This is a genomic window from Pseudosulfitobacter sp. SM2401 (assembly GCF_042932805.1).
Taxonomy (GTDB): domain Bacteria; phylum Pseudomonadota; class Alphaproteobacteria; order Rhodobacterales; family Rhodobacteraceae; genus Ascidiaceihabitans.
The window spans coordinates 2,071,146-2,084,700 of sequence record NZ_CP170633.1; the positions used below are offsets into that span (position 1 = coordinate 2,071,146).

At 57.0% G+C, this 13,555-nt stretch carries 14 protein-coding genes and 1 riboswitch; of the genes, 3 read left to right on the plus strand and 11 right to left on the minus strand.

The genetic code is table 11. The features are described 5' to 3' along the window. Positions 1-67 precede the first annotated feature (67 nt). The 8 genes from metK to miaB form a co-directional block, all read right to left on the minus strand. Positions 68-1,246: a methionine adenosyltransferase gene (gene metK, locus ACFIO0_RS10240; RefSeq protein ID WP_390915239.1), complete on the minus strand. Its 1,179-nt coding sequence runs from the start codon at positions 1,244-1,246 to the stop codon at positions 68-70. A 5-nt stretch (positions 1,247-1,251) separates the two neighbouring features. Further along, positions 1,252-1,301: riboswitch (SAM-SAH riboswitch) on the minus strand. Positions 1,302-1,332: 31 nt separating this feature from the next. Continuing rightward, positions 1,333-2,844 carry an apolipoprotein N-acyltransferase gene (gene lnt, locus ACFIO0_RS10245; RefSeq protein ID WP_390915240.1) on the minus strand — a complete coding sequence of 504 codons (1,512 nt, stop codon included), beginning with the start codon at positions 2,842-2,844 and terminating at the stop codon, positions 1,333-1,335. Then, positions 2,841-3,782, minus strand: a complete 942-nt coding sequence (locus tag ACFIO0_RS10250) for a transporter associated domain-containing protein (protein WP_390915241.1) — start codon at positions 3,780-3,782, stop codon at positions 2,841-2,843. Before ACFIO0_RS10250 ends, lnt begins: the two co-directional genes overlap by 4 nt. Positions 3,783-3,817: 35 nt before the next feature. Continuing rightward, entirely contained in the window at positions 3,818-4,312 is a 495-nt protein-coding gene (gene ybeY / locus ACFIO0_RS10255) for an rRNA maturation RNase YbeY (RefSeq protein WP_390915242.1), read from the minus strand. Next, positions 4,309-5,322 (minus strand): PhoH family protein, encoded by a 1,014-nt coding sequence (locus ACFIO0_RS10260; protein ID WP_390915317.1) that lies wholly within the window; start codon positions 5,320-5,322, stop codon positions 4,309-4,311. The genes ybeY and ACFIO0_RS10260 overlap by 4 nt, the downstream gene beginning before the upstream one ends. Positions 5,323-5,452: 130 nt before the next feature. Further along, positions 5,453-5,764, minus strand: coding sequence for a hypothetical protein (locus ACFIO0_RS10265; RefSeq protein ID WP_390915243.1), 312 nt, complete (start codon positions 5,762-5,764; stop codon positions 5,453-5,455). A 12-nt stretch (positions 5,765-5,776) separates the two neighbouring features. Continuing rightward, complete coding sequence (locus tag ACFIO0_RS10270) at positions 5,777-6,367, minus strand: OmpA family protein (protein ID WP_390915244.1); 591 nt, start codon at positions 6,365-6,367, stop codon at positions 5,777-5,779. 209 nt (positions 6,368-6,576) lie between these two features. Then, positions 6,577-7,899, minus strand: coding sequence for a tRNA (N6-isopentenyl adenosine(37)-C2)-methylthiotransferase MiaB (miaB, locus tag ACFIO0_RS10275; RefSeq protein ID WP_390915245.1), 1,323 nt, complete (start codon positions 7,897-7,899; stop codon positions 6,577-6,579). A gap of 124 nt (positions 7,900-8,023) precedes the next feature. Between miaB and ACFIO0_RS10280 the strand changes: the two genes are divergently transcribed. After that, the gene (locus ACFIO0_RS10280) at positions 8,024-8,893 is read left to right on the plus strand and encodes a hypothetical protein (protein WP_390915318.1); all 870 of its coding nucleotides are present in this window, start codon (positions 8,024-8,026) and stop codon (positions 8,891-8,893) included. 27 nt (positions 8,894-8,920) lie between these two features. Here the strand turns inward: ACFIO0_RS10280 and ACFIO0_RS10285 are convergent, their stop codons facing one another. Both ACFIO0_RS10285 and irrA read right to left on the minus strand, forming a co-directional pair. Beyond that, positions 8,921-9,277 (minus strand): hypothetical protein, encoded by a 357-nt coding sequence (locus ACFIO0_RS10285; RefSeq protein ID WP_390915246.1) that lies wholly within the window; start codon positions 9,275-9,277, stop codon positions 8,921-8,923. 393 nt (positions 9,278-9,670) lie between these two features. After that, positions 9,671-10,084 carry an iron response transcriptional regulator IrrA gene (gene irrA, locus ACFIO0_RS10290; protein ID WP_390915247.1) on the minus strand — a complete coding sequence of 138 codons (414 nt, stop codon included), beginning with the start codon at positions 10,082-10,084 and terminating at the stop codon, positions 9,671-9,673. A 219-nt stretch (positions 10,085-10,303) separates the two neighbouring features. Here irrA and fabA point away from each other — a divergent pair, with 219 nt between their 5' ends. Continuing rightward, on the plus strand, positions 10,304-10,813 hold the full coding sequence (gene fabA, locus ACFIO0_RS10295; protein ID WP_390915248.1) for a bifunctional 3-hydroxydecanoyl-ACP dehydratase/trans-2-decenoyl-ACP isomerase: 510 nt from the start codon (positions 10,304-10,306) through the stop codon (positions 10,811-10,813). A 22-nt stretch (positions 10,814-10,835) separates the two neighbouring features. Here fabA and ACFIO0_RS10300 read toward each other — a convergent pair whose 3' ends face one another. Further along, on the minus strand, positions 10,836-11,837 hold the full coding sequence (locus ACFIO0_RS10300; protein ID WP_390915319.1) for a fatty acid desaturase: 1,002 nt from the start codon (positions 11,835-11,837) through the stop codon (positions 10,836-10,838). Positions 11,838-12,314: 477 nt separating this feature from the next. Between ACFIO0_RS10300 and fabB the strand changes: the two genes are divergently transcribed. Next, a complete protein-coding gene (fabB, locus tag ACFIO0_RS10305; RefSeq protein ID WP_390915249.1) occupies positions 12,315-13,544 on the plus strand; it encodes a beta-ketoacyl-ACP synthase I in 1,230 nt (409 codons plus the stop codon). Positions 13,545-13,555 lie beyond the last annotated feature (11 nt).

The window sequence follows — 13,555 nt, forward strand, 5'->3', positions numbered from 1 at the left end:
GCAAACATGCAAAAGCCACCGTGTCCTTGGGGATACGGTGGCTTTTTTCATGTTGGTGTCGTGTGGTTTAGACGGCGTTTTTCAACGCGTCTGCCAGATCGGTGGCTTCCCAGCTGAAACCACCATCGGCCTCTGGGTCGCGACCAAAGTGGCCGTAGGCCGCGGTGCGCTGATAGATCGGCTTGTTCAGACCCAGCTTGGAACGGATGCCGCGCGGCGTCAGGTCCATGACGGTATCGATGGCTTTTTCGATGGCCGCGTCGTTCACCTGGCCGGTGCCAAACGTGTCGCAATAGATCGACAACGGGGCCGCAACGCCAATCGCGTACGACAGCTGGATTGTGCATTTCTCGGCCATGCCGGATGCCACAACGTTCTTTGCCAAATAGCGCGCGGCGTAGGCGGCAGAGCGGTCAACTTTGGTCGGATCTTTGCCTGAAAACGCGCCGCCACCGTGTGGGGCTGCACCGCCGTAGGTGTCGACGATGATCTTGCGACCGGTCAAACCTGCGTCGCCGTCCGGGCCGCCGATCATAAACTCGCCCGTCGGGTTCACGTGCCATTTGGTGTCCGCAGACACCCAGCCTTCGGGCAGCACGTCGCGAATGTAGGGTTCCACCAACTCGCGCACTTCGGCCGAGGTCATCTTTACAAGATGCTGCGTGCTCAGAACGATCGAGGACACACCAACCGGCTTGCCGTCTTTGTAGATCACCGACAGCTGGCTTTTTGCGTCAGGACCAAGCTGCGGGCATGTGCCGTCTTTGCGCACGTCGGCCAAACGGCGCAGGATCGCGTGGGAATACTGGATCGGGGCCGGCATCAACTGCGCGGTTTCCGTCGTGGCATAGCCAAACATGATGCCTTGGTCGCCCGCACCCTCGTCTTTGCCTTCGGCCGCGTCGACGCCTTGGGCGATATGCGCGGATTGTTCGTGCAAAAGGTTGGTGACCTCGACAGTTTTCCAGTGGAATTTGTCTTGCTCGTAGCCGATGCCTTTGATGCAATCACGGGCGATCTGGTCGATCTTGCCCATGTAATCCTTGAGTTTGTTTTGATCTGACAGGCCAACTTCGCCGCCGATCACAACACGGTTTGTGGTGGCAAAGGTTTCTGCGGCCACGCGTGCTTCGGGTTCTTCGGACAGAAATGCATCCAAAACGGCGTCTGAAATCTGGTCACAGACTTTATCCGGGTGGCCTTCGGAAACGGATTCCGAGGTGAAAGTATAGTTCTGACGGGACATCGTAGTGCTCCATTGAAAAAAATATCGCCACTTCAGGAAGCCGTTGTGGCGCGCTGCATTGGGCCTATCGTTCCAGAGACTCGCGGTCAATCTTTGATCTTGTGCGTGCGTTGCAATCTGGAAAACAGCAACATCAAGACCACAAGTATCAAAAACGCGCCCAGTGGTTTGTCGCCACTCTTGCTGTACAGCGTTGTGCGCCGCGGCTCGGGCAGCGGTGCGTCGACAAACCCCGCCTCGTTCAGGGGCACGGATGCGATGATCTGCCCGCGCGGACCGATCATTGCGGAAATGCCGGTGTTGGCAGCGCGCGCCAGTGGCAACCCTTGTTCAATGGCGCGCATCCGGGCTTGGGCCAGATGCTGTTGCGGGCCTGCAAAATCACCGAACCACGCGTCATTGGTGATCTGGATCAGAAAATTCGGGCGCGCAGGGGCAGCCCCCACATCATGGGCAAATACCGCTTCGTAACAGATCAGCGGCAGGGCGGTGCCCAGCGCACCGAAATCCAGCAGCTTGGCCCCCTGCCCCCGGCCAAACCCGTCACCAAACATGTCACCGACAAAGTTCAAACCAACCGCGTTGAACGCCGTGCGCAGCGGAATGTATTCGCCAAACGGCACCAAATGGTGCTTGTCATAGGTCTGGGTCACGGTGCCAGCGCCGTCCAGAACCACCATCGAATTGACCAGCATGCCATCGTCGCGGGCCCGTAAAATGCCCAAGGCCACGGTGGTATCACCCCCAGCCTCGCCCACGGCTTGCATCACGTTTTCCGCGTTGTGCAACAGCGTCGGCACCGATGTTTCCGGCCACAAGACCAGATCAACATCGCCCGCAGCGCGGGTGTAGCCCAGCGACCGGTCCACAAACGACCACGCGGTGTCTGCGGCCCATTTTTCCGTCTGCGGCGCGTTGGGTTGCACCAATCGCACGGTGTGTCCGGTCAGATCAGGGCGAATATTTCCCAGCGGAATGATCAAGACGACGATCATCGCGGCCCCTGCCCCGAACCGCAAAACCGGGTGTTTCAACAGCGCGACCAGCGCCGCCAAACCCAGCACAAACATCGCACCATGCGGACCAACCAGCGACAGCGCCTGACCGATCCACAGATCCACCAAGGCTTGGGGTGGGGTCGCCCAGGGAAAGCCCGTGAACACATAGGCGCGCAGCATTTCCACCAGCGTCCACGTGATCGCCAAGGCCCATGTGCACCGCAAAATCCGCGCCATCCAAAACGCCAGCGCCCAGAACAGCGCCATGCCAGCGGCCATAAAAACCAGCCCGAACGGGGCCATCCAAACGGTGCTGGGGTCCACCTGAAACGGCGAAATGATCCAGCTTAGCGTTATCGCAAAATAGGCAAAGCCCATCAACCAACCGCTGCGGGCGGCAAACCACGCACTGCGATCCGCACGCAGGCCAGCCGCATGTTGGGTCATGCCGACAAACATCATCGCAAAGAGGCAGGGCACGAACCCGAAAGGTTCCTGGGCCAACGCCCCGATCCCGCCGAACGCCAACATCAAGGCAGCGGTCTGCCACGGCGACATCTTTGACACCCGCAAGACATCGTCAAAGCGGGTTTGTGTCATGATCCCAAGCGTACGCGCAGCCGTTTGATGCGGCGCGGGTCGGCATCGATCACCTCGAATTCGGGGCCATCGGGATGCGGCACAACTTCGCCGCGCGCCGGCACACGGCCTGCCAGCATAAACACCAGCCCCCCCAGCGTGTCGATCTCTTCTTCGTCCACGTCCTCGTGGTCGGTCAGCGACATGCCGATCTCGGCCTCAAAATCATCGAGCGGGGTTTTGGACACAGCCAGATAACAGCCCGACGGTTCGATGCTCCAATAGGTGCCCTCGTCCACGTCGTGTTCGTCTTCGATTTCGCCGATGACCTGTTCGATCAGATCCTCGATCGTGGCCAAACCGTCAACGCCGCCATATTCATCAATGACCAAGGCCATGTGGCGCCGCTCGGCCTGCATTTTCGTCAGCAACACCCCGATGGTCATCGAAGGCGGCACAAACAACAGCGGGCGCAGCATCGCGGTCAGATCGAAATCCGGACCACCGCCGTTAAAGCCGTGCGTGAGCGCGAAATCCTTGAGGTGGATAAAGCCGATGGGCGTGTCCAGCGTGCCGTCATAGACCGGCAATCGGGTCAGACCGGATTCCTTGAACACCGCCACCAGTTGGTCCTTGGAGGTCGTCTGGGCCACCGCCCGAATATCAGCCTTGGGGATGGCGACGTCTTCGACCCGCATCCGGCTCAGGTTGATCATGCCGTGCCCGTTTTTGGACGACCCGTGTTTGGGGGCCGGCGATTTGGGTTCATCCAAGGCCGGCTCGCCCACATCCGTGGGACTAAGCGCACCAATGACGCGCGCCAAAAATCCGCCGGTCTTTTCGGGGGCAATCGTGTCTGGAACCACCTGAGGCATGTCCTCTTGGTTCACTTTTACCGTCTCACTATCTGGCTGCGCGCGTTGCGCTGCGTCAGACGATCCGTCTATGCTGTCGCCCATTGGGTCCTGTTCCGTTGTGGCACACATCGTGCCGATCACACCCTATATGGGTCATCTATGCCCATTTTGCCAAGTATCTGCACCTCAATGACTTCCATCAACGTGGCATCTTGGTCACGTATATGGTCATAGCCTAGCAAATGTAGAACCCCGTGGATGATTAAATGTGTGACATGATCGCCCATGGGTTTGCCCGCATCTGCCGCCTCGCGCGCGCAAGTGTCATAGCTGATGGCGATATCGCCCAGCTCTAGACTGCCGTCAAAGTCGGGGGTCGGTGCGCACGGCGTGTCGCCTGCGTCCTCAGCGGCCAGATCTTCTGCGGGCCAACTCAGCACATTTGTCGCTGTCGGTTTATCGCGAAAATCCGCGTTCAGTTCAGTGATGCGCACGTCATCACAGCCCAAAAGCGCCACCTCGGCCCCTGAAATTGCCAGATGCGCCAGACACGCCTGCGCAGCCGTTTGCGCCAAAGCGTCAAGGCCCGCGTCCTGCCAACGCGCATCTTCGGTCACGACATCAACGATCATCTGACGGGGTCATCTGCCTCGTAGGCCTCGATGATTTTAGCGACCAGCGGATGGCGCACGACGTCTTTTGAGGTGAAATAGTTGAAACTGATCTTGGGGATCGCATTCAGCAATCTTTCTGCATCCGCAAGGCCCGAGGGCACACCGCGCGGCAAATCGATCTGCGTGCGGTCACCGGTAATGACCATGCGTGACCCTTCGCCCAGACGGGTCAGGAACATCTTCATCTGCATGGTGGTCGCGTTCTGCGCCTCGTCCAAAACCACATAGGCATTGGCCAAGGTCCGCCCGCGCATAAAGGCTAAGGGCGCGATTTCAATCACTTTTTCCTCGCGCAGCTTTGCCAGCTGTTTGCCCGGCAGGAAATCATTCAGCGCGTCATACAAAGGCTGCATGTAAGGATCGACCTTGTCCTCCATCGCGCCGGGCAAGAACCCCAAACGCTCGCCCGCCTCGACCGCAGGACGGCTGAGGATGATCTTGTCCACGTGCCCGCCAAGGAACATGTTCACCCCCACAGCGACCGCCAGATAGGTTTTGCCGGTGCCCGCAGGACCAATGCCAAAGGCGAGTTCATTGTTGAACAACGACTGAACATAGGCCTTTTGCGCATCGGTGCGCGGTTCTACCAGCTTTTTGCGGGTCTTGATTTCGATGCGATTGCCGACGGGCATTTCCATCTGGTCACCGGCACGCACGCCTGTGCCCTTGCTCGAGTCAGGCAGCACCGAATCCATGCGCAATTCGCGGTCCACGTCAGCAGGTTCCACATCGCGGCCCATCTCGCGGCGCTCGTATAATGCGCCCAGCACTTCGATGGCACGGGTTTGTGCGCCCGCCTCGCCCAAGACCGACACGACATTGCCGCGGCGCACGATCTGCACGCCCAACGCGGTTTCAATCGCCGTCAGGTTGCGGTCATATTCGCCGCAAACATCAATTAACAAACGGTTTTCAGGGAATTCAACGCGCGCCTCGGGGGGCACGTCAGTGGCGGTGGTCTGGTCGATTGTGGGGTCGATGGTGTGGGGCAATCCGCACTCCTCATTCACAAAGTTGAAGTCATGTCTTTACTGTAGCAACGAAAAAGGCCGAAGCAACAACTGCTCCGGCCCATATATGCGCAGCGTGACCGCAATCCTAGAGTGGATCGTTAATGGTCGAGCCGCCTTTGTATGCACCAGTCGCCGTATTTGGCGGTGCAACACCTGAACACACAGGCTTGCCGTATTGGTCAAGACGTTGGGACAGATAGCCCTCGATCCCGTCATCGATGATCCAGTGGTCACAGCCATTTGGATCAACCCAAACACCGGCAACCAATTGGCTTAGATGCTTTTTCTTAAAACCGTAGTCGATGGTTTTGTTGGTTTTCACCTTGCCGAACCCGCCTTCGCCGCAGGCTGTCAAAGCCAACGCCGAGGCCAGAAGAGATGCTGTCAAAAGTTTCATGTGTCTCTTCCCCTATCGAATGCAGATGATTTCAACGCGGCGGTTTTTAGCCATGCCACCCGCTGTTTTGTTAGACGCCGCCGGCAGGCGTTCGCCGTAGCCACGGACGTCCGCGATGCGTGCGCCTGAAGATTGTGCAATGCGTGCAACAGATGCGGCACGGTTATACGACAATTTCATGTTGTACTCGTCAGAGGCACGCGCGTCGGTGTGACCTGTGATGATGTAGCTGGTCGCGTTTGCCGACTGAAAGAAGCTGGCCAAACGTTCGCGCCCTTGAGCGTGAATTTTCGAGCTGTTGGTCGAGAAAAACTGGTCAGAGTTCATCACACCGCACACGTTACCCCGGCGGCAGACCGGAATGCCCTGGCGGTTGGTGTGGGGCGACATAAAGCCCTCGTAGCCATCGTCCATAACCCAGTGCTCGCAGCCATCGGGATCGATCCAGATGGTTGGAATGTATGTTTCGTTTGTCTTGCTTCGAAGTCCGCCGAATAAGCCTTCTTGTGCGCTCGCGGCAGACGCCACCAGTGACAATGCGACCGCAGCAGCAGCGGTGCCAGCCATAACGCTGCGCAATGCATTAGAGATCTTGTGTCCCACAGCCCTGTTCCTTTTTCTTGTTCCCCCACGAAAGCCGCTTAGCCGTAAACCTGGCTGACCTCTTCCGCACTAATTCCACAAGACTAGGTAATAAAGTGAAGACTGTGAACCCGGATTCACCAGATATTGTGGTTAATTCTACGGCACTTACCAAAGAATTAGGCGTTTTTAATAAAATTAGGGGCGCTTGTTTGCCCCTAGGTCAAGATTCACACAACTTCGCCGCGCAAGGAATTGGTTTTGGCTTCAACGATTCTTACCTGTGCGATATCACCTTTGGCGATACCCGTGACATCGGCATGCACGGCATGCAGGTATTCGGACTTGCCGATCATCTGCCCCGGTTCGCGCCCGGCTTTTTCAAACAAAACGCTCACGGTGCGGCCGACCATGCTTTCCTGAATTTCGCGCTGGTCGGATGTGATCTGCGCCTGCAAGCGCTGCAATCTTTCGTCCGCCTCGGCCGCGTCCACTTGCGCGCGTTCGGCCGCAGGTGTGCCCGGTCGTGTCGAATATTTGAACGAATAGGCGTAGCCGTATTTGACCTCTTTGACCAAATCCAACGTCGCCTGAAAATCAGCCTCGGTTTCCTCGGGGAAACCTACGATAAAGTCACCGGACATCAGAATGTCAGGGCGGGCTTCGCGAATACGCTCGATCACTTTCAGATAGCTCTCGACCGTGTGGCTGCGGTTCATCCGTTTCAAAATCCGGTCACTGCCCGACTGCACTGGCAGGTGCAAATACGGCATCAGTTTGGAACAGGTGCCATGCGCCTCGATCAGCTCGTCCGTCATGTCGTTGGGGTGGGACGTGGTGAACCGAATGCGCTCCAACCCGTCAACCTTGTCGAGGTCCCAGATCAGTTTCGCCAGCGTGCTTTCGTCGCCATTGGCCCCAAGCCCGTGATAAGCATTCACATTCTGGCCCAAAAGGGTGATCTCGCGCACGCCGCGTTCCACAAGATTGCGCGCCTCATCCAGAATACGCGACACCGGGCGGCTGACCTCGGCACCGCGCGTGTAGGGCACGACACAAAAGGCGCAAAACTTGTCACAGCCTTCTTGAACCGTCAAAAACGCGGTTGGGCCACGCGCCGCTTTGGGCCGCGATTTCAGCTTTTCAAACTTGTCTTCTTCGGGGAAATCCGTGTCGAGCGCAGTACCGCCGCCGCGCACCTTTGCCTCCATTTCAGGAAGACGGTGGTACGATTGCGGGCCCACAACCAGATCAACAGCAGGCTGGCGGCGCATGATTTCAGCGCCCTCGGCTTGGGCCACACAACCCGCCACACCGATTTTCAAATTCGGATTGTCGACCTTTAGCGCTTTAAAACGCCCCAGCTCGGAATACACTTTCTCCGCCGCTTTTTCGCGAATATGGCAGGTGTTCATCAGGATCATGTCGGCATCCGCCGGCGTGTTCGTTTCGACATAGCCCTGCCCGCCCAGCGCTTCGGCCATGCGTTCGCTGTCATAGACATTCATCTGGCAGCCGTAGGTTTTGATGAAAAGCTTTTTAGGAGCCGTCATTGCAATGATCCAAGGTGGTTGGGACAGGAGAGTGATAAAAAAGGGCTGTAACAGCCTGAGGTGGTGCTTGCAATGCACGTCAAATTAACCGATTCTGCCCGACAAAACCGACCAAAGGGCGATGATGCAGTACGATAATGTCCAAACATTCCTCAAAGACGGGGCAAGCGCGCTGGCCAAAGGGCCGGTTTGCATTGTGCTGGTCGAGGATAGCGTCGAGGTGTCGACCACTTTGCGCCATCACCAGCAGGCCGGATTCGCCACTGTGGTGGTGTTTATGCCCAAACAGTTTGACCTGCCCCGCGATCTTCAGGAAAGCGTGCACCGGATCGATTACACCGTGGGTCTGGACGGCGCGATGGAAGACGCGGTGAACCACGTGATCGCCGCCGCCCCGGGCGTGTGGATGTATTATTGCTTTAACGCGGAATATCTGTTTCATCCGTTCTGCGAGACCCGCAGCGTTGGCGAAATGCTGTCGTTTCACACCGAAGAACGGCGTGACGCGATGCTGACCTATGTGGTCGATCTGTACTCGGACGATCTGGGGCGCAATCCCGACGCCGTGTCGCTGGATCACGCGCATCTTGATCGCTCGGGTTACTATGCCCTCGCACGGCCTGACGTGGCCAATCACAACCACCCCAAAGAACGCCAGCTGGATTTCTTTGGCGGATTGCGCTGGCGCTACGAAGAACACATTCCCGCGCTGCGCCGCAAAATCGACCGGATCGCGTTGTTCAAAGCCAAAGCCGGGCTGGAATTGCGCGCCGACCACACGTTCAATGACGAAGAATACAACACCTACGCCTGCCCTTGGCATCACAACATTACCGTCGCGATCTGTTCATTCCGCACTGCCAAAGCGCTGAAACAAAATCCCGGCAGCACCTTTGATATCGAGACTTTCAAATGGCACAACTCTGCCGCCTTTGAATGGCACTCGCGCCAATTACTGGATCTGGGCCTGATGGAACCGGGGCAGTGGTTTTAATCGCGTCCCAAGTTTTTCGTACAAAACCTACGCCTCTGTCACCCACTCAGGATGGCCGATCTCTTCCAGAGTGCGCATGATTTTGTCGTGACCCTCGGGCAGATAACGGTTCAAAATATCATTGGAATTTCGCTTTGCATTGCGCGCCTGGAATGCATGTGAGGCCAGTCCCAAAGCGTCGGAAATCCGACCGATACTCGTATCCATCAGGCCGACATACGGCACCTCTAGCCTGTCATCTTCGGTACTCTTGCGGTAGTAATCAAACCAGCCCTTGCGGCGATTGAAGAACTTCAAAAACCCCATCTTGTTAAAGCGCGCTTGCGGGCGCGGGCCATCACCGCCAAATGCATCGGGGTCACTCCGCTTGAGGTTTGCCAACACTTCAGAGGAATCTGCAGGCCAGCGCGTTGCTGCGGTGTAAAATGATCTTTTTTGACCGTCGGATCCGCGCAAATGGCATCGATCGCGTGACGCGGGCCCGTGTCCTCGTCACTGTGGGGCCAAATTTTAAGGCCGACAACCGGCGGACCCGGCGTGAAATTCAAAACCCGATAGGCGTACCGCACCGGATCGTTTGCGCGCTCGGTATAATCCATCGCCGCGCGCGCTTTGGTAAAACGGATTGCCGTAGCAATAGACATCAGGGTGCGAATGCAACGCGCTGGTCAATGCGGTGCTGCCCGAACGTTGCGCGGACAAAATAATAAAACGAGTGGTGATTGCCGGGTTAGACATCAGCGCGACCAAACCCTGACGCCAGACATCGCTTAAACCTCAGGCTTTTTTGCGCAGCCGGATCACCACATCAACGGATGCGATTTCAGCGCCTTCAGGGGCGTCGGGCAATTGCGCGATCACCAGCTGATCCGATGGCGCATCCGTCAGGCGCGCCTCGTCTTCCCAAAAGAAATGGGGGTGATCATGGGTGTTCGTGTCAAAATAGCTTTTGGAGCCGTCAACCGTCACTTCTTGCATCAAACCTGCATCACAAAACGCGCTGAGCGTGTTGTAAACCGTCGCCAATGACACCGCGTCACCAACGTCACGCGCCGCCTCGAACAGGCTTTCGGCCGTCACATGGCGATGCTGACCATCGCCCACAAGCAAGGCTGCCAATGTCACGCGTTGACGTGTTGGGCGTAGGCCAGCTGTGGCCAACCATTGCGTTCCGACTTGTTCCAGTGACATTTGGGTGCGTGCCTTTGCTGCCTGACGTCTTGCCATATATCTAGTTCGCCCTGCCTCCCATTTCAATTCAATTCCTGCGAACCGCTCGCATCCGCGCTGGCATCTGCACATAAATGCATATTTTCGCGCAGGTTAGTGGCGTGCATCGCCCTTGCAGGACCACAAATTGCGATGCTAGAGGTGGTGAAACACAAGACCAAGTTCAGGAGTGCCGCAACAATGGCCGATTACCCCACCAGTTTCGACAAGGAAGACCTGCTGAAATGCGCCCGCGGCGAATTATTTGGCCCCGGTAACGCGCAATTGCCGGAACCGCCGATGCTGATGATGGACCGGATTACCGAAGTTTCCAGCGATGGCGGCGCGCACGGCAAAGGTCATATCCTTGCCGAATTCGACATCACACCTGATCTTTGGTTCTTTGATTGCCACTTTCCCGGGAACCCGATTATGCCCGGCTGTTTGGGTCTGGATGGCCTGTGGCAGCTGACCGGTTTCAACCTTGGCTGGCGTGGCTGGACGGGGCGCGGCATGGCTGTGGGTGTGGGCGAGGTCCGGCTAAAAGGCATGGTACGCCCGGATCGCAAAATGCTGACCTACAAGATCGACTTTACCAAAGCGCTGCAAACCCGTCGTCTGACCATGGGCGTCGCAAACGGCATAGTTGAGGCCGACGGCGAGGTCATCTACGAAGTTAAAGACCTCAGAGTAGCCCTCTCGGACGCCTAAAGCAGTCCTTCAAACCGGGCGCTTAAACCTTGGAAAAGGGCAGCAACTGTCTGCTCTTTTCATCCCACAAATGCAGACGCGCATTGCGGAAACTTTCCCGAACCGTCATCCGGTTGCCAATCGCCAATTCTTCGTTTTCGCGCAGCACTTGTGGCAGGCGATAAAACGGGATGCGGCTGTATAGGTGATGCACGTGGTGAATGCCGATATTGGCGCTCAGCCATTGCAAGACTGCTGGCAAAACATAGTGCGAGCTGCCGTTCAGGGCCGCGTCATGCACTTGCCAATCTGCCGCCTCATCCCACTGCGTGTCCTCAAACTGGTGCTGAACGTAGAACAGCCAAACACCGGCTGTGGCTGCCAAAAGCGTTGTGGGCAAGAAGATCAACAAGATCGGCATCAGCCCACCAAAATAGATCATAATCCCAAGCACAGACAGAATGGCCGCATTGGTGCCCATCGCGCTGATCCAGTATTTCGTGCTGGCCATCAGACCCAGGGGCAGACGGTTTTGCAGGAAGAACAGATATCCCGGCCCCAGACCGAACAAAACAATCGGGTTGCGGTACACACGGTACAAAAACCGGTTGAACGACGACATCGCCTGATATTCGGCAACCGTCAGCGTGTGCACATCACCAATGCCACGTTGATCCAGATTGCCGGAATGGTTGTGATGCAGCGAATGGGTGCGCCGCCACACGTCATAGGGCGTCAACGTCAGAACACCCAACACGCGGCCCAGCCAGTCACTGACCGTGCGGTTGTTGAAAAACGCGCCATGCCCGCAATCGTGCTGGATACAGAACAGCCGCAGCAAGAAGGCCGCATTGCTCATCGAGATCGCCAGCGTCAGCCAATAGCTATACGACAGCGACCACCATGCCAGCGCCCAAAGCAACAAAAACGGACCGACCGTAATACCCAGTTCATAAGAACTGCGCCCCGCATGGGGTTCGCGATATTTCGCCAGAACTCTGATCCAGTCGCGCGGTTCCCGAATAACGGGGGCGTCTGTGGTCATCTTTGTGGTGCCTGAAGGGTCTTGCGCGGGCTCGATCGTGTCGGTCATATGACTGCTTTGTTAATTATGGTTCCAATCCTCGTATAGGATCAAAACAGTTACGCAAGTATCACTTTGTGCAAATCTCTAGAAAAAGTGATGCGCAAGGCGTGCTGTGTGACCCCGTATGACCCAAAAGTTAACGATCCTCGTCAAACCTTAACGTCGCACCCAAGTGAACAAGGCGTTAACGCGCGCATGAATGCGAAACTGCACAGATTTGGTGAAAATCTGTACGCAACGCCCTAAACCGCTGTCATCCAGGTGATCCGCGCCGACCTAAACTGCACATTTTCCAACCAAATCTGCGCAGTTTGACCCGCAGCCCCCACCGCACGCAGCGTTAACGCCACCGAACGCCGCACCTATTGTTATCAGCTTGCGCAATTTGCCCCCCCTGTCCTATTAAGGGTTCAAGCCACTAAAGGGAGAGCACCCATGCGTCGTGTTGTTGTGACTGGATTGGGCATCGTCTCGTCTATCGGGAATAATGTTTCAGAGGTTCTAGCCTCGCTCAAAGCGGGCACCAGCGGCATTGTCGCCAGCCCTGAAATGATCGAACACGGCTTTCGCAGCCGGGTTGCTGGTACGTTGAAAATCGACCCCTCGGAACACATCGACAAACGCACGCTGCGGTTCATGGGACCAGGGGCGGCCTACGCCCATATCGCCATGGGCCAAGCAATTGCCGACGCGGGTTTGACCGAAGATCAAATCGTCAACGAACGCACAGGTCTGGTTGCAGGCTCGGGCGGGCCATCGACATCCGCCATGCTGGCCGCGCATCAGGTTGTCGCCAAGACCGGTGCCACCAAACGCATCGGCCCGTTTGCAGTGCCGAAATGCATGTCGTCCACCATCTCGGCGAACCTGTCGACGGCGTATAAAATCAAAGGGATCAACTATTCGATCACCTCTGCTTGTTCCACATCCCTGCACTGCATCGGCAACGCGGCAGAACAAATTATGATGGGCAAACAAGACGTTATGTTTGCAGGCGGCGGCGAGGAACTGGATTGGACCCTGTCCTGCCTGTTTGACGCGATGGGCGCAATGAGCAGCAAATACAACGACACGCCAGAACTGGCGAGCCGCGCCTTTGACGCAGATCGCGACGGCTTTGTGATCTCTGGCGGCGGCGGTATTGTGGTGCTCGAAGACCTCGAACATGCACTGGCGCGCGGTGCAAAAATCTACGGTGAAATCACCGGATACGCGGCCACATCGGACGGTCACGACATGGTGGCACCGTCTGGCGAAGGCGGCGAACGGGCGATGCGTTTGGCCTTGTCCACCCTGCCAGAGGGTCGCAAAGTTGGCTACATCAACGCACACGGCACATCCACGCCGGTCGGTGATGTTGGCGAAATCGAAGCGGTTCGGCGCGTGTTTGGCAAAGGCGCAACCCCGCCTGTTAGTTCGACAAAATCCATGACCGGCCACGCCCAAGGGGCCGCCGGCGCGCTCGAGGCGATCTTTAGCACCTTGATGCTGGACAATGATTTCATCACCGGATCGATCAACGTTCAAAACCTTGATCCCGCATTAGACGCGGCCGAAATTGCAACAAAAACAGTAGAAAACGCAGGGCTCGATAGTGTCATGACGAACTCGTTCGGGTTTGGCGGCACCAATGGATCCATGATCATTTCGAAATACAACGGATAAGAGTTTATCAT

Bases quoted from the DNA above. Each gene is read 5' to 3' on its own strand.
- fabB (WP_390915249.1), top strand. From the start codon at position 12,315: ATGCGTCGTGTTGTTGTGACTGGATTGGGCATCGTCTCGTCTATCGGG.
- lnt (WP_390915240.1), bottom strand. From the start codon at position 2,844: ATGACACAAACCCGCTTTGACGATGTCTTGCGGGTGTCAAAGATGTCG.
- metK (WP_390915239.1), bottom strand. From the start codon at position 1,246: ATGTCCCGTCAGAACTATACTTTCACCTCGGAATCCGTTTCCGAAGGC.
- ybeY (WP_390915242.1), bottom strand. From the start codon at position 4,312: ATGATCGTTGATGTCGTGACCGAAGATGCGCGTTGGCAGGACGCGGGC.
- ACFIO0_RS10300 (WP_390915319.1), bottom strand. From the start codon at position 11,837: ATGACCACAGACGCCCCCGTTATTCGGGAACCGCGCGACTGGATCAGA.
- ACFIO0_RS10265 (WP_390915243.1), bottom strand. From the start codon at position 5,764: ATGAAACTTTTGACAGCATCTCTTCTGGCCTCGGCGTTGGCTTTGACA.
- fabA (WP_390915248.1), top strand. From the start codon at position 10,304: ATGGCCGATTACCCCACCAGTTTCGACAAGGAAGACCTGCTGAAATGC.
- ACFIO0_RS10250 (WP_390915241.1), bottom strand. From the start codon at position 3,782: ATGGGCGACAGCATAGACGGATCGTCTGACGCAGCGCAACGCGCGCAG.
- irrA (WP_390915247.1), bottom strand. From the start codon at position 10,084: ATGTCACTGGAACAAGTCGGAACGCAATGGTTGGCCACAGCTGGCCTA.
- ACFIO0_RS10280 (WP_390915318.1), top strand. From the start codon at position 8,024: ATGCAGTACGATAATGTCCAAACATTCCTCAAAGACGGGGCAAGCGCG.
- miaB (WP_390915245.1), bottom strand. From the start codon at position 7,899: ATGACGGCTCCTAAAAAGCTTTTCATCAAAACCTACGGCTGCCAGATG.